A 21,573-nucleotide genomic window follows, 5' to 3' on the forward strand; every position below is an offset into this window, starting at 1 on the left:
GACCCCTGTGCGGGGAGCACGGCGGCTGCGAGCCCTCACCCCGGGGCCGGGGCGCGGCGCACGGCGTCCGCCAGATGCGCGGCCACGACACGGGCGCCGGGCGCACCGAGCACCAGCGAGTAGTGGTTGACGTCCGGCACGAAGTGCGTGCTGACGCCCTCCGCCTCCAGATCGGCGGCGGCGATCACCGCGGGCGCGTACAGCCCGGTCGGCTCGTCCATCAGCCCCCGCTCGGCCCACAACAGCCGGGTCGGGACGGTCAGTTGGTGGAGGGCGGCGAAGACGTCGGGGTTGCGCAGCTCGTCCTCCGCGTCCTCGCGGATCGCCGCCGCGCGGCACGCGGAGCGCATCCGCGGTGCCTCGCCGACGAGGTCGCGGTCCAGGTAGCCGGCCACCAGCGGCCCGCCGAGCCGCGCGAAGGCCGGGTGCGCCGCCCAGAAGGCGTGGTACGCGGCCCGGTCGGCGAACACCATGTCCAGCTTGCGCATCGCGGGCCCGATCACCGCCTCCAGCACCACGTCGATGTCGGTGCCTTCGGGCACGGGGAAGCCGAGACCGCCGTCGGCCAGCACGAGCGAGGAGTAGCGCTCCGGGTCGCGCCGTGCGGCGACGCAACCGACGAAGCCACCCATCGAGTGCCCGGCCAGCACCGCCCGCCCGATGCCGAAGTGGTCGAGCACCGCCAGCAGGTCGTCGGCGTGCCGCGCCATGCCGCCGCGGCCGGTCACGTCCCGGCTGAGCCCGCGACCGCGCAGGTCGGGGGCGATCAGCTCCACCTCGCCGAGTTCCTCGGCGACCCGGCTCCACGCCAGCCCGTTGCTCGCGATCCCGTGCACGGCCAGGACGACGGGCCCGCCCGCGGGTCCCGGCCAGCGCCGTACCGTCAACCGCCCGCCGTCCACCGGGATCCCGGCATCCTCGAACTCCCGCATGTGCCCGCTCCCGCTCCGGCCGTGACCCAGCTCCGATCCGCAGCACGATAGAGAGCGTGCGGCTCGCCGCCCATGGTCGCGGCGCACACAACGCGGCCCCGGAGGGTGTGTCCTGTCACCGCCCGCGCGGAGGTGCGGGCGCTACGCGGCGAAGCCCGGGGTGCGCCAGGTGGTGCCGTCGGCCGCCACCGCGAAGCCCTCCGTGCCGCGGAGCGCCGTCAGCCACCCCCGCGCCCGGGGGCCCATCGCGTACCCGGCGGTGGCGCGCACGTCCGCGTCGGTGAGGCTCCGGCAGACCACGGTGAGGGAGGCGAGCCCGGCGGCGGGCGGGCGGCCGGTGCGGGGGTCAAGGATGTGGCAGCCGCGTTCCGCGGGGCCCGAGGTGGCGACGGCGAGGGCGTCGCCGTCGAACTCCACAAGCGTCGCCAGGGCGCCGGGCCGCAGCGGGTCGGTGACGCCGATCCGCCACGGACCGCCGTGCAGCTGGACGTCGCCGCCGCCGTTGACGCACACCGCCTCGGCGCCCGCCGACGCCAGCATCGCGGCGGCGCGCTCCACCGCCCACCCCTTCACCAGCCCGGTCGGGTCGAAGCCGCCCGCGTACCGCGCGGTGAACCACCCGGCGGTGTCGCTCTCGGCCGCCTCGCACAGCGCGGCCACCTCGCGCACCTCGGGACCGCACGCCGCCAGGGTCCGCGTGCCCGCCGCGAGGCGGCTGATCTCGCTGTCGGGGCGGTAGGTCGAGAAGACCTCGTCCACGTGGTGCAACCAGGCCGCCGCGGCGTCCAGCGCCGCCGCCACCCGGCGCTCGCCGCCGCCGCGCACGTCGAAGGAGAAGGCGGTGCCCATGGTGTGCTCGACCCGGCGCAGCCGGGCGCCGGTCTCAGGCACCGGCCTTGTCCAGCGCGCTCTGCAGGGACTGTATGTACCCGTCGCTGGTGTACGAGGCCCCCGACACGGAGTCGATCCGCGCGCTCTGCGCGGCCAGCGCCTCCTGGGTGAGCTGCGGCACCGCGAAGCCGGAGATCTCCTGGTCCCGTGGGTTGTCCTGCGGGAGCTGGAGGGTGGTCACCGCGGTGATCTTCCCGCCGGTGAGGGTGACGCGCAGCTGCACCGGCCCGTAGCGGGTCTGCACGGTGTCGCCGTCGACCGTGCGGGTCACCGGGGCGCTGGAAGTGCTCGGTGCCTTGGAAGAGCCGGAGGAGCCGGAGGAGGACTTGCCGCCGCTGGCCGAGGGCTGGGGAGAGGCCGGGGCCGAGGGCGCCGCCGAGGCGGACGGCGCCGCCGCCGGGGAGGTCGACCGGGCGGCCACGTCGGCGGCGCCGCCCGTGGAGTGCGGCTTCAGCGAGAGCAGCAGCAGGCCACCGGAGACGGTCGCCACCGTCGCCAGCAGGATCCGGCGCAGCGGAGGTGCGGGAAGGGCGCTCATGGGGTGCTCACAGTTCGAAGGACTCGTGGTGGATACGGCGGGCCGGTACGCCCGCCTCCCGAAGGGCCTCGTACGAGGCGCGGGTCATGCCCGGCGGCCCGCACAGGTAGACGTCGTGCTCCGCGATGTCGGGCAGCGCGGCCCGCAGAGCCCGGGCGCTCAGTACGGGACGGCGGCCGTCCGGGGTGTTGACCGCGAGGTGCAGCCGGGCGCCGCGGGCGGCGGCGATCGACTCCAGCTCGGCGCGCAGCGCCAGGTCGGCCGGGCTGTGGGCGCGGTAGACCAGCGTCAGGTCGCCGGGGCGCGCGGGCAGCGACTCGAAGAGCGCCCGCAGCGGGGTGACGCCGACACCGCCCGCGATCAGCAGCACCTTCTGCCGGGTCCTGCGGTCCGCGGTCAGCGCGCCGTACGGCCCCTCGGCCCAGATCCGGGTGCCGGGCCGCAGCCGGGCCAGCGCCCTGCTGTGGCTGCCGACCTCCTTGACGGTGATCCGCAGCGCCCCCTCCCGCGGGGCGGCCGACAGCGAGTAAGGGCTCGCCGTCCACCACAGCCCCGGCGTCAGGAAGCGCCAGCGCAGGAACTGCCCGGGCCGTACCGCCAGCTCCGGCAGCCGCTCGCCGTGCACGATCACTGACACCACGTCCGGCGCCTCCCGCACCACCCGGGCGACCCGCAGCCGGTGCCGCAGGTTCAGCCGCTGCGGCGCCAGCACCCGGAACCACAGCACGGCCGCGGCGGCGCCCCCGTAGAGCGCGTACCAGAAGACCCGCGCCGGAGTGTTCCCGACGAAGTCCGCGCCGAGCGCGAGCTGGTGCCAGAAGGCGAGGAAGACCGCGAGATACGTCAGCAGGTGCAGGTAGTACCAGGTCTCGTAGCGGACCCTGCGGCGGACCGCGCGGACCGAGACCACGCCGACGACGATGAGCAGCAGACCGCCGATCGTGCCCTTGAGCATGTCGGGGTAGGTGAGGACGACGGTCTCCGTCTCGCCGACCAGTGAGGTGTGGGCCTGGACCGTGTAACCGGTGAGGATCAGCGTGATGTGCGCCACCAGCAGGCAGATCGTGTAGCGGCCCGCCATCGCGTGCCAGCGGGCCACCCGGTCGCTGCCCACGCCCTGCTCGAGCGCCGGTATCCGGGCCATGAGGGCGACCAGCAGCGCGCAGCAGTACCCGGTGAGCAGCCCGGCGATCCGGCCCGCGCCGAGCAGCCAGTCCGCCGGGCCGACGACGCTGTGCGTGTTCTGCCACCACAGGCCGACCGCCGCCGCCGCGCCCGCCCAGCACAGGACCAGGATCACGGTGGCGGGCGAGCGCCGGGCGGGCCGGGCCACCGCATGGCGGGCCGGCGGTGGGGAGACGGTGGTGGTCACGGTGGTTCCTTTCCTGGTCGTACGCTGGCCACTGTGCGGCGGCAACCTCTGAACCAGCTCTGAACGTGACGTTCCGCCCCGAGATTCACAGCCAACGCAGAGCTCGTGGAGCGCCACGGGAGGCGCCCGCCGGGTGATGCTGGAAGGACCATGGACACCCCCTCACCCGCGCGTCAGTCCCCGCAGACGCATCCGCTCACCCACCCCGACGGCTCACCGGTCCGGGTGCTGGTCGTCGACGACGAACCCGACCTCGCCGAGGTGCTCTCCGGCGTCCTGGCCTACGAGGGCTGGGAGGTGCGCACCGCGGGGGACGTCGCCTCGGCGGTGGCCGCGGCGCGCGACTTCACGCCGGACGCGGTGGTCCTCGACGTGATGCTGCCCGACGGCGACGGGCTGTCCGTCCTCCGGCAGATCCGGGCCGAGCAGACCGACGTCTGCGTGCTCTTCCTCACCGCGCGCGACTCCGTCGAGGACCGCATCGCGGGCATCACGGCGGGCGGCGACGACTACGTGACCAAGCCGTTCAGCCTGGAGGAGGTGCTGGCCCGGCTGCGCGGGCTGCTGCGCCGCGCCGGGATGACCAGGGCGCGCGGCGACGCGGCGGTGCTCACCGTCGGCGACCTGGTGATGGACGAGGACGCGCGGGAGGTGACCCGCGGCGGCGAGATCGTCGAGCTGTCGCCGACCGAGTTCGAGCTGCTGCGCTATCTGATGCGCAACCCGCGCCGGGTGCTCAGCAAGGCGCAGATCCTGGACCGCGTGTGGTCGTACGACTTCGGCGGCCAGGCCCATGTCGTCGAGCTGTACATCTCCTATCTGCGCCGCAAGGTCGACGCCGGGCGGGAGCCGATGATCCACACCGTGCGCGGCGCGGGCTATCTGCTGAAATCCCCGCAGTGAGCGGCACACGTCTGACGCGGCTGCTGCCGCGCACCCTGCGGGCCCGGCTGACCTGCGGTCTCGTGGTGCTGCTCGCGCTGAGCTGCGCGGCCGTGGGGATCGCGGCGGTGGTGGCGCTGCGGGCGTTCCTCACCGAGCGGCTCGACCAGCAGCTCGCCGAGGCGGGAGGCCGGTTCCCCGCGAGCCTGGAGCACCCGGGCACCGGCACCGGCGGCGGGCCGGGCGGGAAGGAGCCCGACGCGGACAACGCGCAGGTCGACACCCGCCGCCAGGCGCAGGGCACCTTCGGGGCCCGGCTGCTGCACGGCAAGGTCACCGGCGCCGCCGTGATCCGGGCCGGGGCCGACACCAGCGTCACCCTGACCGCCGCCGACCGGGCGGCACTGGCCGCGCTCGCCCCCGACGGCCACTGCCACCGGCTGGAGCTGTCGGCGCTGCACGACTACCGCGTGGTGGCCGTCAAGGGCGACGACGGCGACGTGCTGATCACCGGGCTGCCGTTCGGCTCGGTCGAGGACGCCGAGAAGCGGCTGATGGCCGTCGAGGCGGCGGTCTTCGGCGGCGCGCTGGTGGTGGCGGGCGCGGCGGGCGCCTTCTGGGTGCGCTGGTCGCTGCGGCCGCTGAGCCGGGTGGCCGCGACGGCCGCCTCGGTCACCGCGCTGCCGCTGGACAGCGGCGAGGTGACGCTGCCCGACCGGGTGCCCGACACCGACCCGCGCACCGAGGTCGGCCGGGTCGGCACCGCCTTCAACCGGATGCTCGGCCATGTCGAGAACGCGCTGACCAAACGGCACGCCAGCGAGGAGCGGCTGCGGCGGTTCGCCGCCGACGCCAGCCATGAGCTGCGCACCCCGGTCGCCGCGATCCGCGGGCACGCGGAGCTGGCGCTGCGCCACCCCGGACCGGTGCCGCCGGGGGTGACCCGGGCGCTGGACCGGATCGCCGCCGAGTCGGCGCGGATGGGCGGCATGGTGGACGACCTGCTGCTGCTCGCCCGGCTCGACGCGGGCCGCCCGCTCGCCGCCGAGCCCGTCGACCTCACCCGCCTCGTACTGGACGCGGTCGACGACGCCAGGGCCGCGGGCCCCGGCCATCTGTGGGCGCTGGACCTGCCCGCCGAGCCGGTCACCCTGATCGGGGACGCCCACCGCCTCCAGCAGATCACCGCCAACCTGCTCGCGAACGCCCGCGTCCACACCCCGGCGGGCACCCGCGTCCTGGTCCGCCTGCGTCAGCACCCGGACGCCACCCTGCTCACGGTCACCGACAACGGGCCCGGTGTCCCCGAGGCCGTACGCGACACCGTCTTCGAGCGCTTCGCCCGCGCCGACCACCTGCGCGACGACGCGGGCACGGCGCCCGCCCCGGGCGTCACGTCCGCCACCGCGACCGGCCACGGCGCCGGGCTCGGCCTCGCCATCGTCGCGGCCGTCGCCGCCGCGCACGGCGGCTCGGTCACCCTGGAGAGCCGGCCAGGCGCGACGTCCTTCGAGGTGACCCTGCCGGGCGGACCCGCGGAACCGGCGCGGTAGCGCGCCCGGGGATCAACCGGGCTGGCCGCTCGCGGACTTGTCGTAGTTGTCGTGCCAGGCGGCCTTGGCGCCGGACTCGCCGATCCGGTAGACGTCCACCACGGCGCCGGTGCCGATGACGACTGCCAGCACCACCGCGGTGAGGTGCAGCGCCCTCGGGGCCCGCCACCAGGCGCCGGCGGCCGGTGCCTGACCGCCCTCGGCGGCCGGCTGCGCGTCCTGGGCGGCGAGACGGCGGCCCATCCACCAGACCGCCGCGGTGACCAGGAACAGCGCCCCCGCCCAGGGCAGCAGGCCGTCGCCCAGCTCCGTGTGCTTCTCCACCAGCGGGTCATGGCCGACGCGCGACTGAAGCCACTCGCCCGCGTGCGTGGTGACCGGCACCATGGCGAGCGTCACCAGGCCGAGGACCGGCAGCGTGAGCCCCAGCCGCCGGGCGTACCGCGGCCGTATCGCGCAGACGATGGCGGCCAATGCGGTCAATGGCACCATCACCACGATGAAGTGGACGAAGAGCACGTGTGCGGGCAAGCCGTCAATGTGCGTGAGACTCATGGGTGTTGGCTCCAGGACGGGGTCGTCGACGTGCACGGGGACAGGTACGGACCGCAGCGTTCCATGCCAACTTCTGAGTTACTTCTGAAACACCCGTCGCACCGTCCCCGCGGAGCCGTGTGCGCGGCTCCGCGGGGACGGTGCGCGGGCGGGCCCTGGCTCAGCGGCCGTCGGAGCGCTTGCGGTGCAGCGTGAAGTTCTCGAACACCGACAGGTCGCCGTTGGGCTTGTTCACGTTGTAGTACGTGACGTGCATGCGGGTGGTGTCGCCGGGGAAGCGGCCCGGGTCCACGGTGAACGCCGCGAAGCCGTACGGGTGGTCGGTGTCGCGCACGCCCGCCCAGACCGCCTGCTCCTTGACGTAGACGGAAGTGCGCTTGCCGTTGGCGCCCGGCGTCGACGACACCGCGGTGATGACCTTGCCCGTGCCGTCCTTGAAGAACGCCTGGTTGGTGGTGCCGGAGACGCCACCGCCGCCGAGCACCATGTGCACGGTGCCGAGCGAGGTGTCGATGTCGTCGGTGGCGGTCGAGACCGGGTTCGGCGTGAGCGTCTCGCTGCCGGTCACCACACCGCGGACGGCCAGCGACCGCTCGTAGTTGTGCTCGTGGCCGCAGACCACCAGGTCCACCCCGTAGCGGTCGAACAGCGGCCCGTACTTCTGGCGCAGCCCGAGGTCGGAGCCGTTGGCGTCGGTGGAGCTGACCATCACCTGGTGCATGGCGACGACCACCCAGTCGATGTCGCGGTCGGACCTGGCCGCCCGCAACTCCCGCTCCAGGAAGGCGAGCTGACGGCCGCCGGAGTATCCGCTGATGTAGACGTCACCGCCGTCCTGCAGGCAGTTGTCGTCGTTCTGCAGCACGATCACCCGCACCGAACCGGCGGTGAACGCGTACCACAGGCCCGCGAGTTCGTCGTCGGTCTCGGTCGACGGGAGCTGGAAGTACGTCTGGAACGCGCCCAGGCCCAGCGGTCCGTTGGCGCTCTCGATCTCGTGGTTGCCCGCCGCGGGCATCCACGGGCGGAACCGGGCCGAACGGGTGTTGTTGGTGAAGAAGTTGTTCCAGGTGCGCACCCGGTCGACGTCCAGGTTCGCGTAGCACAGGTCGCCGTTGAGCAGGTGGAAGAGCGGGGCGACCTGCTCCACGCCGCTGACGATGTCCTTGGTGGCGGGCGTGGAGTTGGCGTCCAGGCCGACGGCGCCGGCCGCGGTCCATGTCACCTGCGGCGCCGACTGGTCACCGAAGCTGGTGAAGGTCAGCGGGCGGCGGTCGCGCGGCGCGGTACGGAAGTTGCCGCTGTCGGGCGTGGCGCCGTCGTGCGAGACCACGTACAGGTACTCGGTGCCGGGGGAGAGCCGGCCGAGCAGCGCGTGGTGGACGTAGACCGTACGGCCCGACTTGCCGTCGGTGTACGAGCGGGTGGTGGCCGAGGCGCCGGAGCCGAGGCCGTGCTCGAGCGTGCCGTAGAGCACCCGCGGGCGCTTCACGGGGCCGTCGGTCAGCCAGGAGACCACCATCTGGCTGCTGGGGTCCTTGCCGAAGGTGAGGTGCAGTCCCTGGATCACGGGGGCGCCGCCGGTGTCCGGGGAGGGGTGGAACGCGGGGGCGCCGGCCGGGGCGGCGGCCGCCGGGGTCGCGGTCAGCAGCGGGGCGGCGACCGCCCCGACACCCGCGGTGCCGAGCAGGCCGACGGCGGTGCGCCGGCTGACCTCTCCGGACGAGCCCGGTGTATCCGTCTGTGCAACCATCGTGGCTCCTTGTGCAGGGCTGCGAACGTACGCATGAGGAATCGCGTGAAGACTCGCGCCCTCCGGCGACGCCCAGTTGAACTCCGCCTTGCGGCCACACGTCGGTACCCGGCGCGATCGGCCGATAACGGACGGCTGCGAACCGCCCCCGCCGGGCAGGGCGTTCGGCCCGCCACGCCGTGACCGGCAGCGGAGTTCGTACCGCGTACCGCCTGCCGTCACATCCGCGACACCGGGCGGTCTCCCGCACTCGCTGCCCTGGGAGCACCCTGGTCACCCGTTCCTCCGACAGCGAAGAGGTCCCCGGATCCATGTCTGAACTCAACCGGCGCCGGTTCCTGCAGATCGCAGGCGCCACCGCGGGCTTCACCGCCCTGTCCAACAGCATCAACCGGGCCGCGGCCATCCCGGCCAGCCGCCGTACCGGCACCCTCAGGGACGTCGAGCACATCGTCGTCCTGATGCAGGAGAACCGGTCCTTCGACCACTACTTCGGTGCGATGAAGGGTGTCCGCGGATTCGGCGACCCGCGCCCCGTGACGCTGGCCTCCGGCAAGTCGGTGTGGCACCAGCCGGACGGCGGCAAGGACGTGCTGCCCTACCACCCGGACGCCGAGGACCTCGGCATGCAGTTCATCGAGGGCCTCAACCACGACTGGATCGGCGGCCACAAGGCGTTCAACGCCGGGCGGTACGACCAGTGGATCCCCGCCAAGGGCACCGGCACGATGGCGCATCTGACCCGGGACGACATCCCGTTCCACTACGCGCTCGCCGACGCGTTCACGGTCTGCGACTCGTACCACTGCTCGTTCATCGGCGCGACCGACCCGAACCGCTACTACATGTGGACCGGCTACACGGGCAACGACGGCAAGGGCAAGGGACCGGTCCTCGGCAACGACGAGGCGGGCTACTCCTGGACGACCTACCCCGAGCGGCTGGAGCAGTCCAAGATCTCCTGGAAGATCTACCAGGACATCGGCGACGGCCTGGACGCGGCGGGCGGCTGGGGCTGGATCGAGGACGCCTACCGGGGCAACTACGGCGACAACTCGCTGCTGTACTTCGACAACTACCGCAACGCCAAGCCGGGCGACGCGCTCTACGAGAAGGCCAGGACCGGCACCGACGCCAAGGCGGGCGAGGGCTTCTTCGACGTCCTGAAGGCGGACGTGAAGGCGGGCAAGCTGCCGCAGGTGTCGTGGATAGCGGCGCCCGAGGCGTTCTCGGAGCACCCCAACTGGCCCGCGAACTACGGCGCCTGGTACATCTCGCAGGTCCTGGACGCGCTCACCTCCAACCCCGAGGTGTGGAGCAGGACCGCGCTGTTCATCACCTACGACGAGAACGACGGCTATTTCGACCACGTGGTGCCGCCCTTCGCGCCGGTCTCGCCCGACCGCGGCGCCTCGACCGCCGCGACCGACCTGGAGGTCTTCGCGGGCAACAGCACCTACGCCGCCGGTCCCTACGGGCTCGGCCAGCGCGTCCCGATGCTGGTGGTCTCGCCCTGGAGCACCGGCGGTTACGTGTGCTCCGAGGTCTTCGACCACACCTCGATCATCCGGTTCATGGAGCGCCGTTTCGGCGTGCACGAGCCCAACATCTCGCCCTGGCGCCGCGCGGTCTGCGGCGACCTCACCTCGGCGTTCGACTTCGGCCTCAAGCGCTCCGGCACCGTCGACCTGCCCGGCACCGACGGCTACCGGCCCACCGACGACCAGCGCCACGACAGCTATGTGCCGGTGCCCCCGGCCAACCCGGTGCTGCCCAAGCAGGAGAAGGGCCGGCGGCCCTCGCGCCCGCTGCCGTACGCGCCGCTGGTGGACGCCGCCGTCACCTCCTCCAACGGGCATGTCACCCTCACCTTCGGCGGCGGCGTGGCCGCCGGCGCCTGCTTCCACGTCACCGCGGCCAACCGCGCCGACGGCCCGTGGACGTACACCACCGAGGCGGGCAAGAAGATCTCCGGCAGCTGGGACACCGCCGCGGCGCAGGGCGCCTACGACCTGACCGCGCACGGCCCGAACGGCTTCCTGCGCGCCTTCAAGGGCTCCGCCGCGCACACCGGGCCCGAGGTGACCGCCCGCCACGACGCCGAGACCGGCCGGGTCGAGCTGACCATGACCAACTCCGGCCACGAGGACGTCCGGCTGACCGTCAGCAACGCCTACGACGGCAAGCACCGCACCTACGTGGTGCGCGCCGGCCGCCGCCTCACGCAGTCGGTGGACCTGTGGGCGGGCAGGCACTGGTACGACCTGACCGTGGTCAGCGACCACGACGGGACCTTCCTGCGCCGCTTCGCCGGACACGTCGAGACGGGCCGCCCCGGCGTCAGCGACCCGGCGATCATCACCGGCTGAACGCCTCGCGGCCGAGGGCGGCGCCTACGGGTGCCGCCCGCGGCCGAAGCGGGCCGGGGACACGCCCAGGTGGCGGGTGAAGTGCCGGTTCAAGTGGGCCTGGTCGTAGAAGCCGACGGCGAGGGCCACGTCGACCGGCCGCTGCCCGGCGAGCAGCAGACGGCGGGCGCGCTCGATGCGCTTGCCGGTCAGATAGGTGTGCGGCGGCAGCCCGTACGCCTGCTTGAAGCAGCGGATCAGATGGGTCGGGTGGGCGTGCAGCAGCGCGGTCGCCTCGTCGAGCGTCAGGCCGTCGGTGACCCGGGCGTCGAGCAGCTCGCGCAGCCGGGCGGCCAGCAGGGCGGCCTCGCGGCCGGGTTCGGTGGCCGAGCGGGCGTCGAGGTGGAACAGCAGGCGCTCGCGGACGAACGCCAGCCGGGACTCGGCCTCCAGGCAGTCGTCGCGGTGCCGCAGCGCGCTGTGCAGCTGGTGGATGCGGCGCCGCAGCAGGACGTCGCCGAGCACGGGCACGTCGACCGCCGCGCCCGCCAGCCGCTCGGGCAGCACCGCGGTGTCGAGGTAGAGCACCCGTTTGCGGAAGCCCAGCGGGTTCACGGTGCGCCCGTCGTGCGGGACGCCGGGCGGCAGCAGGGTCACCGCGCTCGCGCCACCCACGCCGTGCCGGCGGCGGTCGAGCGCGAAGTCGACCGCGCCGTCGTCGAGGATCATCAGGTCCCACGTGTCGTGGGTGTGCACCGGATACGCGTGGTCGGTGAAGTGCGCGTGCAGCACCTCGGTGATCCCGGGCACGGCGGGCGTCCACGCGTCGACCTGCGAGACGGCGGTCCGGGACCCCTTCGCGCCGGCCGCGCCGGTCCGGGAACCCTTCATGCCAAGAATGTACAAGACCACCGGCCGGGCCGTGCGGGACGCTGCGAGCGGCAGACCGGCGACGAACCGAGGGAGACACCGTGACCGTCAACATCACGGACGCACTGGCACGGATCACCGACATGTGGTCGCAGCGGACCGTGGCCGCGGTCAACGACTACGAGGTGAAGCTGGCCAAGGTGCACGGCGAGTTCGTCTGGCACCGCCACGAGGACACCGACGAGTTCTTCCTCGTGGTCAGCGGCCGCCTCACCCTCCAGCTCAGGGACGGCGACGTGGTGCTGGGCCCGGGGGACATGTATGTGGTGCCCAAGGGGGTGGAGCACTGCCCGAAGGCGGACGAGGAGACCGCGATCCTGCTGCTGGAGCCGGCGGGCACGCTCAACACCGGCGACGCGGGCGGCCCGCTCAGCCGGCCCGCGGTCCCGCTGGCCTGACCCCGGCGGGCGCGTCTTCGTACGCGCGCCGGGCCTCGGCGACCTCGTCGAGGCGGGCCCGCGGCCCGTCACCTCCGGGTGGCGGGCGCCGGTGTGTGGCGGGCCAGCAGGACCTCCTGGAGCACCCGGGCCGCCCGCGGCGGGGCGACGTCGCTGCGGTGGGCCAGCGCGATGGTACGGCGCAGCCCCGGGCGGGCCAGCGGGGTGACACGCAGGTCCTGCCCGGTGCGGGAGGCGACCATGCTGGGGACCACGCCGATCCCCAGGCCCGCCCGGACGAAGCCGAGCACCGCGTCCATCTCGCCGCCCTCGACGGTGAAGTACGGCTCGAAGCCCGCGGCCCGGCAGGCGTTGAGGGTCAGGTCCCGCAGGTCGTAGCCGTGCCGGAACATCACCATCGGCTGCCCCTCCAGATCACCGATCCGCAGCGGCGAGCGCGGCGCGGGCGCCCAGCGGGACGAGACCGCCACCAGGTCCTCCTGGAACAGCTCGACGGTGGTCAGCGCGGGGGACGGCGACGGCAACGGCAGCACCACCAGCGCCAGATCGAGCGCGCCGCGCGCCAACTCCCGTACGAGGTCGTGCGAACCGCCCTCCTCGATCAGCAACTGGATGCCCGGGTGCAGATCGTGGAAAGTGCGCAGCACATCCGGCAGCAGGCCGGTGCACAGGCTCGGGGTGGCGCCCAGCCGCACCCGGCCGCGGCGCAACTGCGCCAGCTCCAGCACCTCGTGGCGGGCGGTGTCGGCGTCGGCCAGGATCCGCCGGGCCAGCGGCAGCAGCGCCTCCCCGGCGTCGGTCAGGGTGATGTTCCCCCGGGCCCGGCTGAACAGTTCGGCGCCCAGCTCCCGCTCCAGCGCCCGGATCTGCTGGGACAGCGACGGCTGCGAGACATGCACCTCCTCGGCGGCGCGGGTGAAGTGCCGGGTGTCGGCGACGGCCACGAAGTACGCGAGCTGCTGGAACTGCATATCTCCAGGGTAGGCGCTTCGATAGCCAGTGCCTATGGAGACCAGCAATATCATGTCTTGGACCACTGATGGCCGATGACCTTAACGTCAGGGACATGGCACTGGCAACGCGGACGGACCGGCGTCCGTCGATGGCCCGCACGGTCTGGGGATCGACCGTCGGCAAGAAGACGATCATGGCGGTGAGCGGCCTGGTCATGCTGCTCTACCTGGTGGTCCACATGTTCGGGAACCTGAAGATCTTCTTCGGTCCCGGCACCTTCAACGGGTACGCGCACTGGCTGCGCACCCTCGGCGAACCGTTCCTGCACTACGAGTGGGCGCTGTGGATCATCCGCGTCGGCCTGGTCGCCGCGGTGGTGCTGCACGGTGTGTGCGCGTACCAGCTCAGCCGCCTCGACCGGAAGGCACGGCCCGTCGCGTACGTCCACAAGCGGCAGCGGGCCAGCTACGCCACCCGCACCATGCGCTGGGGCGGGGTCATCCTGCTGCTCTTCATCGTCTGGCACCTGCTGGACCTCACCACCCTCACGGTGAACCCGCACGCCGAGCCGGGCCACCCGTACGAGAACGTCGTGGCGACCTTCCACACCTGGTACGGCGACGTCGTCTACATCGTGGCGATGCTCGCGCTCGGCCTGCACATCCGGCACGGCTTCTGGAGCGCCGCCCAGACGCTCGGCGCGGGCAGCGCCCGCCGCGACCGGGCACTCAAGACCACCGCGAACGCCCTCGCGCTGGCGCTGACGGCGGGCTTCGTCGCCGTACCCGTCGGTGTGATGACCGGCATCGTGAACTGAGCGGAGGCACAGCCGACATGAGCGACAGCACGCAGGACTACACGCGCTACGCGACGGGCGCACCGCTCGCCGACACCAAGGCGCCGCAGGGGCCGATGGCCGAACGCTGGGACACCCGCCGCTTCGAGGCCAAGCTGGTCAACCCGGCCAACCGCCGCAAGCACACCGTGATCGTCGTCGGCACCGGCCTCGCGGGCGGCTCCGCGGGCGCCACCCTCGCCGAACAGGGCTACCACGTCGTCCAGTTCTGCTACCAGGACTCCCCGCGCCGGGCCCACTCCATCGCCGCCCAGGGCGGCATCAACGCCGCCAAGAACTACCGCAACGACGGCGACTCCATCCAGCGGCTGTTTTACGACACCGTCAAGGGCGGCGACTTCAGGTCCCGCGAGTCCAACGTCCACCGCCTCGCCCAGATCTCGGTGGAGATCATCGACCAGTGCGTGGCCCAGGGCGTGCCCTTCGCCCGCGAGTACGGCGGCCTGCTCGACACCCGCTCCTTCGGCGGCGTGCAGGTCTCGCGCACCTTCTACGCCCGCGGCCAGACCGGGCAGCAACTGCTGCTCGGCGCCTACCAGGCGCTGTCCCGGCAGATCGGCGCGGGCACCGTCGAGATGCACCCGCGCACCGAGATGCTGGACCTCGTCGTCATCGACGGCCGGGCCCGCGGCATCGTCGCCCGCGACCTGGTGACCGGCGAGATCTCCAGCCACTTCGGCGACGCGGTGGTGCTGGCCAGCGGCGGCTACGGCAACGTGTTTTACCTCTCGACCAACGCCATGAACTCCAACGCCACCGCGGTCTGGCGCGCCCACCGCCGCGGCGCCCTCTTCGCCAACCCCTGCTTCACCCAGATCCACCCCACCTGCATCCCGCGCACCGGCGACCACCAGTCCAAGCTGACGCTGATGAGCGAGTCGCTGCGCAACGACGGCCGGATCTGGGTCCCGAAGACACCCGGCGACAGCCGCCCGGCCGCCGAGATCCCCGAGGACGAGCGCGACTACTACCTGGAGCGGATCTACCCGTCCTTCGGCAACCTGGTGCCGCGCGACATCGCCTCCCGCGCCGCCAAGAACGTCTGCGACGAGGGCCGCGGCGTCGGCCCCGGCGGCCAGGGCGTCTACCTGGACTTCGCCGACGCCATCGCCCGGATGGGACGGCGGGCGGTCGAGGAGAAGTACGGCAACCTCTTCGAGATGTACGAGCGGATCACCGCGGAGAACCCGTACGAGGTCCCCATGCGGATCTATCCGGCCGTGCACTACACGATGGGCGGCCTCTGGGTCGACTACGACCTGCAGACCACCGTGCCGGGGCTGTTCGCGATCGGCGAGGCCAACTTCTCCGACCACGGCGCCAACCGGCTCGGCGCCTCCGCGCTGATGCAGGGGCTGGCCGACGGCTACTTCGTGCTCCCCGCGACGATCAACGACTACCTGGCCCGCCACCCGTACAGCGAGGAGGTCCCGGCCGACCACCCCGTCGTCCAGGAGGTGCTCGCGGAGACCGAGGACCGGCTCAACCTGCTCCTCGCCGTCGACGGCGACCGCACCGCCGACTCCTTCCACCGCGAGATCGGCGAACTCCTGTGGGAGCACTGCGGAATGGCCAGGACCGAGGACGGCCTGCGCAAGGCGCTCGGCCGACTGCCGCACATCCGCGACGAGTTCTGGCGGCGGATCAAGGTGCCCGGCAGCGGCGACGAGTTCAACCAGTCGCTGGAGCGGGCCAACCGCGTCGTGGACTACCTCGAACTCGCCGAGCTGATGTGCCTCGACGCCCTGCACCGCGCCGAGTCCTGCGGCGGCCACTTCCGCGAGGAGTCGCAGACCGCCGACGGCGAGGCGGCCCGCAGGGACGACGAGTTCGGCTACGTCGCGGGCTGGGAGTTCACCGGCACCGGCCGCGCTCCCGTCCTGCACAAGGAAGACCTCGTCTTCACCAGCGTCCACCCCACCCAGCGGAGCTACGCATGAGGATCGACCTGCGCGTCTGGCGCCAGAAGGACGCCGGCTCGCCCGGCGCCATGGCCACCTACACCGTCGACAACATCTCCCCGGACATGTCCTTCCTGGAGATGCTCGACACCCTGAACGAGGAACTGACCCTGCGCGGCGAGCAGCCCGTCGCCTTCGACCACGACTGCCGCGAGGGCATCTGCGGCGCGTGCAGCCTGGTCATCAACGGCGACGCGCACGGCCCCGAGCGCACCACGAGCTGCCAGCTCCACATGCGGTCGTTCCAGGACGGCGACACCATCGACGTGGAGCCGTGGCGGGCGGCGGCCTTCCCCGTCATCCGCGACCTGGTCGTGGACCGCTCGGCGTTCGACCGGATCATCCAGTCCGGCGGCTATGTCAGCGTGCCCACCGGCTCGGCGCCCGAGGCCCACGCCACCCCCGTACCCAAGGCCGCCGCCGACTCGGCCTTCGAGCACGCCAAGTGCATCGGCTGCGGCGCCTGTGTCGCCGCCTGCCCCAACGGCTCCGCGATGCTCTTCACCTCGGCGAAGGTCAACCACCTCAACGTGCTGCCGCAGGGCGCGCCGGAGCGCGAGACCCGGGTGCTGGACATGGTGGCGCGGATGGACGAGGAGGGCTTCGGCGGCTGCACGCTCACCGGCGAGTGCGCCACCGCGTGCCCCAAGGGCATTCCGCTGACCTCCATCACCGCCATGAACAAGGAGTGGCTGCGGGCGACCCGCAAAGTGCCCCGCACCTAGGGCGTGTTCCACAGGACAGGCCCTGGCAAAGTCCGTCCCAGGAAGGACCCGGAGGCGGCGACCGTGCGCATAGGGTCCGGAGCATGGCTGATCTTGATCTGCGCCACCTGCGCTCGTTCCTGGCCGTCGCGCGGGAGTCCAACATCACGCGGGCCGCGCAGCAACTGCACCTGGCCCAGCAGGCGGTGTCCGCGCACATCCAGCAGCTGGAGCGGGCGCTCGGCGCCACGCTGCTGGTACGCACCTCCCGCGGCGTCCGGCTGACCGCCGCGGGAGACGAACTGGCCGCGGGCGGCAAGGCGTTGCTGGGCGACCTGGACGCGCTCACCGCCCGGGTGAGCACGGTGGCCGACGGCCAGGCCGGGCGGCTGCGGCTGGTGTGCAAGCCGCACGCCACCCATGAGTTCGCCCTCGAGGTCGCCGAGGCGCTGGAGGCCGCGCTGCCGCGCCTGGAGGTCGAGTTGGTCAGCGTCTCGACGCTGCCGGAGGAGCTGGAACTGCTGGAGTCCGGCGGCGCCGACGCCGCCTTCCTCTGGGTGCCGACCGGTGACGAACGGCTGCGGTACGCCGAAGTCCGCACCGACCGGCGGATGGTGGCGCTGCCCGTCACCCATCCGCTGGCGGGCCGCGCCTCGGTGACGCTCGCCGACCTCGCCGACGAACCCGTCATCATCCCGAAGGTCGTCGTCTCCGACGAGGTGCTGCGGCACTGGCTGGCGGAGCCCCGGCCCGACGGGCGGCCCGCGCGGCGCGGCCCGGCGACCCAGCGGATCGAGGACCGGCTGCTGCTGGTCGCGCGCGGCCGCGGCGTATGGCTCGCGCCGGAACCGCTGAGCCGCTACTTCCCGATGCCCCGGGTGTGCTGGCTGCCGGTCGAGGACGCGGCGCCCTCCCACCTGGCCCTGGCGTGGACGGCGCGCGCCCCCGAGGCCCTGATGACCAGGGTCGCCGCGGAGGTGCGCGCCCTCACCGGCTGGGACAGCCGGCCGCTGAGCGGCGTCCGGGACACGCCCTAGAACATCGCGCCGTTCGCGCGGACCGTCTGCCCGCTGACCCAGCCCGCCCCCTCGCCGACGAGGAAGCCGACCACGGGCACGATGTCCTCGGGCGCGCCGAGCCGTCCGCGCGGGCTGTGCTGGGAGGCCGCCGCCATCGACTCCGGGGTCTCGGCGCCGCGGTAGAAGGAGTCGTCCACCGGCCCCGGCGCGACCGCGTTGACGGTGACCCCGCGCCCGCCCAGCTCCTTCGCCGCCGCCAGCACCATCCGCTCCACCGCGGCCTTCGAGCCGGAGTAGACACCGTAGGGGCCGGTCATCACCGAGGTGAGCGTGGTGGACAGCACCACGCAGCGGCCGCCGTCGGCGATGTGCCGGGCGGTGGCCCGCAGAGTGTGGAACGCGCTGCGCGTGTTGCGGTCGATGAGGTGGTCGAAGTCCTCGTCGGTGAAGTCGGCCAGCGGCTTCTTGATCACCGCGCCGGGCACGTGCACCACGATGTCTATCCGCCCGTGCCGCTCGACGACACCGCGGAAGAGGGTCTCGACGTCCGCCGAGACCGTGGCGTCGGAGCGCACGGCCTCAGCGGCGCCGCCGTGCTTCTCCAGCGCGGCGAGCGTCCGCTCGGCCGCCGCGTCGTCACCCGCGTACGTGATGACGGTGGTGGCGCCGCGCGCCGCCAGGTCGCCGGCGAACGCCGCGCCCATGTTGCGGGAGCCGCCGATCACCAGCGCCACCTTGCCGGCGAGGTCGCGGGACTCCCGCACGGAGGCAGGGGTGGACGAGGGGAAGGTAGACATCTGGACGCCCTTCGGAGTTTCCGGGATGGCGGAACCGCCGCACTCATCGTGCGACGGGCACCCCGAGGGGCGGAAACACCGTTCGGCGGTGGCTGCCACAACGCGGAGCGGTGGCAGCGGTCACGGGCGTACGCCGGCGGTCAGATGGCTCTCAGAGATTGGTGAGCTTGGTGTACGGGCTCATGATGCGCTTCTGGAGCGAGCCGAAGTCAACGATCACCGCCACTCCCTCTTCGACGCCGGTGACACGGCCGAGGCCGTACACATCATGGGTGACCCGGTTGCCCACCTGGAACTCCTTCGGTGGTGGGGCCACCGGAGCCTTGAAGGGGCTGGTGGGCAAAAAGCGCTTCGTTGCATCAGGCTTTGTCATTGGCTCCAGTATGCGCCCGCCGGGCGCCGGATCGCCCCGCCGGGGGCCGTCCGGTCCCGCTTGACGGGCGGAGACAGATCTGTCTATCGTCGAAGATCTTGCCTAGACAGATCTGTCTATAATGTGCTGAGGGAGTTCTCATGGAACGCACGGTCAAGATCCCCGGCCCCGACCACCCCATCACCGTGACGCCCGATCCGGCCCGGATCGTGGTCCGCGCGCAGGGCCGGGTGATCGCCGAGACCACCCGCGCCCTGACCCTGCGGGAGGCCGATTACCCGCCCGTCCACTACATCCCGCTGGACGATGTCGAGGACGCGGCGCTGCGCCGCACACAGACGCAGACGTACTGCCCGTACAAGGGCGACGCCTCGTACTACTCCCTCGTCGGCGCCGGCGAGGAGATCGCCGACGCGGTGTGGACCTACGACAAGCCGTACGACGCGGTCGCGGAGATCGCCGGGCATGTCGCGTTCTATCCGCGGCATGTCGAGTTCACCGTCGAGGACGCGCCCGCCGGGTAGCGCCGCGCCGATTCCGTGCCGCGGGGCCCGTCCGGCGTCGGACGGGCCCCGCGGTGTGTCCGGTCGCCGCCGGGGTGGATCAGTTCACGTACGCGCCGGGCTCGCGGGCGCGCTCCGGACCGCGTCCCGGCGGGCCGGGCGGCGGTCCCTGGCGGGGGACGACCGGTCCGTTGACCGGGCCGCGGGCCAGCCGGTGGGCCCCGACGGCCGCGAGGGCGGCGAGCAGACCGCCGCCGCCGGTCCACAGCCAGCGCGGCGACCACCAGGTCCCCGCCCAGCCGCCGGAGGGCGCGACCGAGGGGGCGTTCGCGGACACCAGCGGGGCCACCGAGCCATCGACCGCCTGCCGCCCCGCGGTACCCGCCGCGCTTGCCTTCACGGCCGCCTGCACGGGCAGCCCCAGGTCGGTCTGCGGCACCGTGAGCGCGGTCAGCCGCAGGTAGTAGCCGCCCCGCAGCGGATCGTTCGACCAGGGCTCGGCCCAGGCGCGTACCGCACGCAGCGTGCAGGACAGCTCCACCGACGTGGCGTCCGCGGCGGCGGTACGGGTCTGCATGCCGAACCGGCACGGCTGGCGGCGGCGCAGCCCGTCGTACACGTCGAGCTGCCAGGTGGACGCGCCGTGCCGGGCCGCCGAGGCCGGGAAGGTCACCGTGGCGGTGGCCGTCACGTTCTGGCCGGTGTCGGCGGGGAACACCCAGTACAGGTAGTCGCCCGTGGACGCGGCCGCGGTGGCCTGCTGGCCCTGCTTGATCACCGTGGCGGTACGGAAGTTGGTGCCCGCCACCGTCGGCGGGGCGTCGTCGTCCGCGGTCGCGGTGGCCGAGGGGGTGGCACTCGGGTCGGCCGTCGGGTCGTCCGCGGCGGCGGGGCCCGCCACGGCGGACAGGGCCGCCGCCGCGAGCAGCGCCGCGGCGGCCATCATCCGGGTCGCGCGCATCAGCGGGTCCTCCCTGTGGTCAGGCGCCAGCGGGAGATCCAGCCGGACAGCAGTCCGGCCACCGCGCCGGTCACGGTCAGTACGCCCAGCAGCCACCAGCCGCGCCCGAGGCCGAAGAAGGCCACGTCGGACGGCTGGTCGGGGGAGTCGACCAGGTCGATCGACAGCTCCACCGGCAGACCCGGGGAGGTCTTCACCGAGGGCGCCGCGGAGAAGGAGTTGCCCACCTGGAGGCAGACCGTCTCCGGCGGGGTGCCGTCGTCCGCCGACGGCTTGGGATAGCGGATACCGGCCGAGACCACGTCGGTGCGCCCGGTGCCGCCCTCCGTGTCACGGACGATCTCCCGCCCGTGCACGGTGACTCCGCGCAGCAGCACCCCGTAGTCGGCGTTCACCGCGCGGTCGTCGGAGACGCTCACCGCGGCGCGCAGCTCGCGGCCGGGCGGCACGTCCACGCGGTACCAGCGGTTCTCCGAGAACATCTCGCGGTCGGTGTAGAGCCCCGCCTTGAGCTGCGGCGCGTCGGCGCAGCCCGTACCGCCCCTGGTCGCCACCGGGTTGACCTGCACGGCCGTGCTCCGGGAGACCAACTGCTTGACCTTGGTGGTGAGTTGCTGGCGGTGCTGGACGGTGGTGTACGTACCGCCGGTGGCCTCCGCGATGCAGCTCAACTGGTTGCGGGTGGTGGCGTCCGGTATCAGCCCGAGCGTGTCGATCACCAGATGGATGCCCTGGGCGGCGATGTCGCGCGCCACGTCGCACGGGTTGAGCGGGCCGCAGGTGTCCTCGCCGTCGGTGATCAGCACCAGGCGGCGGCTGCCGTCCCCGCCCTTGAGGTCGTCGGCCGCCTTGAGCAGCGCGGGGCCGATCGGCGTCCAGCCGGTCGGCTGCAGCGTCGCCACGGCGGTCTTCGCCTCGGTGCGGTCCAGCGGACCGACCGGGTAGAGCTGGCGGGTGTCCTTGCAGCCGGTCTTGCGGTCGTTGCCCGGATAGTCGGCGCCCAGGGTGCGTATGCCCAACTGGACGTTCTGCGGCACCGAGTCCAGCACGTCGTCGAACGCCTGCTTGGCCGCCGACATCCGCGACTGCCCGTCGATGTCCCTGGCCCGCATCGAGCCGCTCACATCGAGCACGAGCTCGACCTTCGGGGACGCCTGCGCCACCGGCTCGTCGGCGGCCGCCGACGTGGGCAGCAGCCCGCAGGCCAGGACGCCCAGCAGGCCGCAGCCCAGCGTAGCCGTCAGTAGCTTTCTGATGATCATTCGCAGGATCGTAGTGAAGATCGTGCCGGAT

21 protein-coding genes are annotated in these 21,573 nt (G+C 72.9%); 9 read left to right on the plus strand and 12 right to left on the minus strand.

The features are described from left to right. Nucleotides 1-35: 35 nt before the first annotated feature. From AB0M29_RS27360 to AB0M29_RS27375, 4 genes are all read right to left on the minus strand, one after another. A complete protein-coding gene (locus AB0M29_RS27360) occupies nucleotides 36-932 on the minus strand; it encodes an alpha/beta hydrolase (protein ID WP_365387168.1) in 897 nt (298 codons plus the stop codon). Between the two features lie 141 nt (nucleotides 933-1,073). Continuing rightward, nucleotides 1,074-1,781, minus strand: a complete 708-nt coding sequence (locus tag AB0M29_RS27365; protein WP_365387344.1) for an FAD:protein FMN transferase — start codon at nucleotides 1,779-1,781, stop codon at nucleotides 1,074-1,076. A gap of 34 nt (nucleotides 1,782-1,815) precedes the next feature. Next, nucleotides 1,816-2,361: an FMN-binding protein gene (locus tag AB0M29_RS27370; protein ID WP_365387170.1), complete on the minus strand. Its 546-nt coding sequence runs from the start codon at nucleotides 2,359-2,361 to the stop codon at nucleotides 1,816-1,818. 7 nt (nucleotides 2,362-2,368) lie between these two features. Further along, nucleotides 2,369-3,733 (minus strand): ferredoxin reductase family protein, encoded by a 1,365-nt coding sequence (locus AB0M29_RS27375; protein WP_365387172.1) that lies wholly within the window; start codon nucleotides 3,731-3,733, stop codon nucleotides 2,369-2,371. Between the two features lie 150 nt (nucleotides 3,734-3,883). Here AB0M29_RS27375 and AB0M29_RS27380 point away from each other — a divergent pair, with 150 nt between their 5' ends. Then, nucleotides 3,884-4,636 (plus strand): response regulator transcription factor, encoded by a 753-nt coding sequence (locus tag AB0M29_RS27380; RefSeq protein ID WP_365387173.1) that lies wholly within the window; start codon nucleotides 3,884-3,886, stop codon nucleotides 4,634-4,636. Further along, nucleotides 4,633-6,168: a HAMP domain-containing sensor histidine kinase gene (locus tag AB0M29_RS27385; protein ID WP_365387175.1), complete on the plus strand. Its 1,536-nt coding sequence runs from the start codon at nucleotides 4,633-4,635 to the stop codon at nucleotides 6,166-6,168. Before AB0M29_RS27380 ends, AB0M29_RS27385 begins: the two co-directional genes overlap by 4 nt. A gap of 12 nt (nucleotides 6,169-6,180) precedes the next feature. Here the strand turns inward: AB0M29_RS27385 and AB0M29_RS27390 are convergent, their stop codons facing one another. Both AB0M29_RS27390 and AB0M29_RS27395 read right to left on the minus strand, forming a co-directional pair. Further along, complete coding sequence (locus AB0M29_RS27390; RefSeq protein ID WP_365387177.1) at nucleotides 6,181-6,723, minus strand: DUF2231 domain-containing protein; 543 nt, start codon at nucleotides 6,721-6,723, stop codon at nucleotides 6,181-6,183. Between the two features lie 160 nt (nucleotides 6,724-6,883). Continuing rightward, nucleotides 6,884-8,476, minus strand: coding sequence for a metallophosphoesterase family protein (locus tag AB0M29_RS27395; RefSeq protein ID WP_365387179.1), 1,593 nt, complete (start codon nucleotides 8,474-8,476; stop codon nucleotides 6,884-6,886). 311 nt (nucleotides 8,477-8,787) lie between these two features. Here AB0M29_RS27395 and AB0M29_RS27400 point away from each other — a divergent pair, with 311 nt between their 5' ends. Beyond that, a complete protein-coding gene (locus AB0M29_RS27400) occupies nucleotides 8,788-10,845 on the plus strand; it encodes a phosphocholine-specific phospholipase C (RefSeq protein ID WP_365387181.1) in 2,058 nt (685 codons plus the stop codon). Between the two features lie 24 nt (nucleotides 10,846-10,869). On the opposite strand, the gene AB0M29_RS27405 is transcribed toward AB0M29_RS27400, so the two are convergent. Further along, entirely contained in the window at nucleotides 10,870-11,715 is an 846-nt protein-coding gene (locus AB0M29_RS27405) for an AraC family transcriptional regulator (protein ID WP_365387183.1), read from the minus strand. A gap of 80 nt (nucleotides 11,716-11,795) precedes the next feature. Here AB0M29_RS27405 and AB0M29_RS27410 point away from each other — a divergent pair, with 80 nt between their 5' ends. Further along, nucleotides 11,796-12,152, plus strand: a complete 357-nt coding sequence (locus AB0M29_RS27410) for a cupin domain-containing protein (protein WP_365387185.1) — start codon at nucleotides 11,796-11,798, stop codon at nucleotides 12,150-12,152. A 68-nt stretch (nucleotides 12,153-12,220) separates the two neighbouring features. Here the strand turns inward: AB0M29_RS27410 and AB0M29_RS27415 are convergent, their stop codons facing one another. Next, on the minus strand, nucleotides 12,221-13,123 hold the full coding sequence (locus AB0M29_RS27415) for a LysR substrate-binding domain-containing protein (RefSeq protein ID WP_365387187.1): 903 nt from the start codon (nucleotides 13,121-13,123) through the stop codon (nucleotides 12,221-12,223). Nucleotides 13,124-13,218: 95 nt separating this feature from the next. Between AB0M29_RS27415 and AB0M29_RS27420 the strand changes: the two genes are divergently transcribed. From AB0M29_RS27420 to AB0M29_RS27435, 4 genes are all read left to right on the plus strand, one after another. Beyond that, nucleotides 13,219-13,923, plus strand: a complete 705-nt coding sequence (locus AB0M29_RS27420; protein WP_365387189.1) for a succinate dehydrogenase cytochrome b subunit — start codon at nucleotides 13,219-13,221, stop codon at nucleotides 13,921-13,923. Between the two features lie 17 nt (nucleotides 13,924-13,940). Beyond that, on the plus strand, nucleotides 13,941-15,902 hold the full coding sequence (locus AB0M29_RS27425; RefSeq protein WP_365387190.1) for a fumarate reductase/succinate dehydrogenase flavoprotein subunit: 1,962 nt from the start codon (nucleotides 13,941-13,943) through the stop codon (nucleotides 15,900-15,902). Then, the gene (locus AB0M29_RS27430; RefSeq protein WP_365387192.1) at nucleotides 15,899-16,648 is read left to right on the plus strand and encodes a succinate dehydrogenase/fumarate reductase iron-sulfur subunit; all 750 of its coding nucleotides are present in this window, start codon (nucleotides 15,899-15,901) and stop codon (nucleotides 16,646-16,648) included. Before AB0M29_RS27425 ends, AB0M29_RS27430 begins: the two co-directional genes overlap by 4 nt. Nucleotides 16,649-16,731: 83 nt before the next feature. Continuing rightward, on the plus strand, nucleotides 16,732-17,664 hold the full coding sequence (locus AB0M29_RS27435) for a LysR family transcriptional regulator (RefSeq protein ID WP_365387194.1): 933 nt from the start codon (nucleotides 16,732-16,734) through the stop codon (nucleotides 17,662-17,664). Here the strand turns inward: AB0M29_RS27435 and AB0M29_RS27440 are convergent. Both AB0M29_RS27440 and AB0M29_RS27445 read right to left on the minus strand, forming a co-directional pair. Next, complete coding sequence (locus tag AB0M29_RS27440; protein WP_365387195.1) at nucleotides 17,661-18,443, minus strand: SDR family oxidoreductase; 783 nt, start codon at nucleotides 18,441-18,443, stop codon at nucleotides 17,661-17,663. The genes AB0M29_RS27435 and AB0M29_RS27440 overlap by 4 nt on opposite strands. A gap of 151 nt (nucleotides 18,444-18,594) precedes the next feature. After that, nucleotides 18,595-18,816, minus strand: a complete 222-nt coding sequence (locus AB0M29_RS27445; RefSeq protein WP_365387198.1) for a hypothetical protein — start codon at nucleotides 18,814-18,816, stop codon at nucleotides 18,595-18,597. Between the two features lie 140 nt (nucleotides 18,817-18,956). Between AB0M29_RS27445 and AB0M29_RS27450 the strand changes: the two genes are divergently transcribed. After that, entirely contained in the window at nucleotides 18,957-19,340 is a 384-nt protein-coding gene (locus tag AB0M29_RS27450) for a DUF427 domain-containing protein (protein ID WP_365387200.1), read from the plus strand. A 79-nt stretch (nucleotides 19,341-19,419) separates the two neighbouring features. On the opposite strand, the gene AB0M29_RS27455 is transcribed toward AB0M29_RS27450, so the two are convergent. Together AB0M29_RS27455 and AB0M29_RS27460 are read right to left on the minus strand one after the other, a co-directional pair. Beyond that, entirely contained in the window at nucleotides 19,420-20,280 is an 861-nt protein-coding gene (locus tag AB0M29_RS27455) for a hypothetical protein (protein WP_365387201.1), read from the minus strand. Then, the gene (locus AB0M29_RS27460; RefSeq protein WP_365387202.1) at nucleotides 20,280-21,542 is read right to left on the minus strand and encodes a VWA domain-containing protein; all 1,263 of its coding nucleotides are present in this window, start codon (nucleotides 21,540-21,542) and stop codon (nucleotides 20,280-20,282) included. Before AB0M29_RS27460 ends, AB0M29_RS27455 begins: the two co-directional genes overlap by 1 nt. Nucleotides 21,543-21,573 lie beyond the last annotated feature (31 nt).

Source organism: Streptomyces sp. NPDC051976 (assembly GCF_040680795.1).
In the GTDB taxonomy this organism is placed as follows: domain Bacteria; phylum Actinomycetota; class Actinomycetes; order Streptomycetales; family Streptomycetaceae; genus Actinacidiphila.

What these genes read in the sequence shown, in the direction of transcription:
- AB0M29_RS27400 (WP_365387181.1), top strand. Translation starts at nt 8,788, where the DNA reads ATGTCTGAACTCAACCGGCGCCGGTTCCTGCAGATCGCAGGCGCCACC.
- AB0M29_RS27425 (WP_365387190.1), top strand. Translation starts at nt 13,941, where the DNA reads ATGAGCGACAGCACGCAGGACTACACGCGCTACGCGACGGGCGCACCG.
- AB0M29_RS27405 (WP_365387183.1), bottom strand. Translation starts at nt 11,715, where the DNA reads ATGAAGGGTTCCCGGACCGGCGCGGCCGGCGCGAAGGGGTCCCGGACC.
- AB0M29_RS27450 (WP_365387200.1), top strand. Translation starts at nt 18,957, where the DNA reads ATGGAACGCACGGTCAAGATCCCCGGCCCCGACCACCCCATCACCGTG.
- AB0M29_RS27365 (WP_365387344.1), bottom strand. Translation starts at nt 1,781, where the DNA reads ATGGGCACCGCCTTCTCCTTCGACGTGCGCGGCGGCGGCGAGCGCCGG.
- AB0M29_RS27390 (WP_365387177.1), bottom strand. Translation starts at nt 6,723, where the DNA reads ATGAGTCTCACGCACATTGACGGCTTGCCCGCACACGTGCTCTTCGTC.
- AB0M29_RS27445 (WP_365387198.1), bottom strand. Translation starts at nt 18,816, where the DNA reads ATGACAAAGCCTGATGCAACGAAGCGCTTTTTGCCCACCAGCCCCTTC.
- AB0M29_RS27360 (WP_365387168.1), bottom strand. Translation starts at nt 932, where the DNA reads ATGCGGGAGTTCGAGGATGCCGGGATCCCGGTGGACGGCGGGCGGTTG.
- AB0M29_RS27460 (WP_365387202.1), bottom strand. Translation starts at nt 21,542, where the DNA reads ATGATCATCAGAAAGCTACTGACGGCTACGCTGGGCTGCGGCCTGCTG.
- AB0M29_RS27370 (WP_365387170.1), bottom strand. Translation starts at nt 2,361, where the DNA reads ATGAGCGCCCTTCCCGCACCTCCGCTGCGCCGGATCCTGCTGGCGACG.
- AB0M29_RS27415 (WP_365387187.1), bottom strand. Translation starts at nt 13,123, where the DNA reads ATGCAGTTCCAGCAGCTCGCGTACTTCGTGGCCGTCGCCGACACCCGG.
- AB0M29_RS27395 (WP_365387179.1), bottom strand. Translation starts at nt 8,476, where the DNA reads ATGGTTGCACAGACGGATACACCGGGCTCGTCCGGAGAGGTCAGCCGG.
- AB0M29_RS27440 (WP_365387195.1), bottom strand. Translation starts at nt 18,443, where the DNA reads ATGTCTACCTTCCCCTCGTCCACCCCTGCCTCCGTGCGGGAGTCCCGC.
- AB0M29_RS27435 (WP_365387194.1), top strand. Translation starts at nt 16,732, where the DNA reads ATGGCTGATCTTGATCTGCGCCACCTGCGCTCGTTCCTGGCCGTCGCG.
- AB0M29_RS27430 (WP_365387192.1), top strand. Translation starts at nt 15,899, where the DNA reads ATGAGGATCGACCTGCGCGTCTGGCGCCAGAAGGACGCCGGCTCGCCC.
- AB0M29_RS27420 (WP_365387189.1), top strand. Translation starts at nt 13,219, where the DNA reads ATGGCACTGGCAACGCGGACGGACCGGCGTCCGTCGATGGCCCGCACG.
- AB0M29_RS27380 (WP_365387173.1), top strand. Translation starts at nt 3,884, where the DNA reads ATGGACACCCCCTCACCCGCGCGTCAGTCCCCGCAGACGCATCCGCTC.
- AB0M29_RS27455 (WP_365387201.1), bottom strand. Translation starts at nt 20,280, where the DNA reads ATGCGCGCGACCCGGATGATGGCCGCCGCGGCGCTGCTCGCGGCGGCG.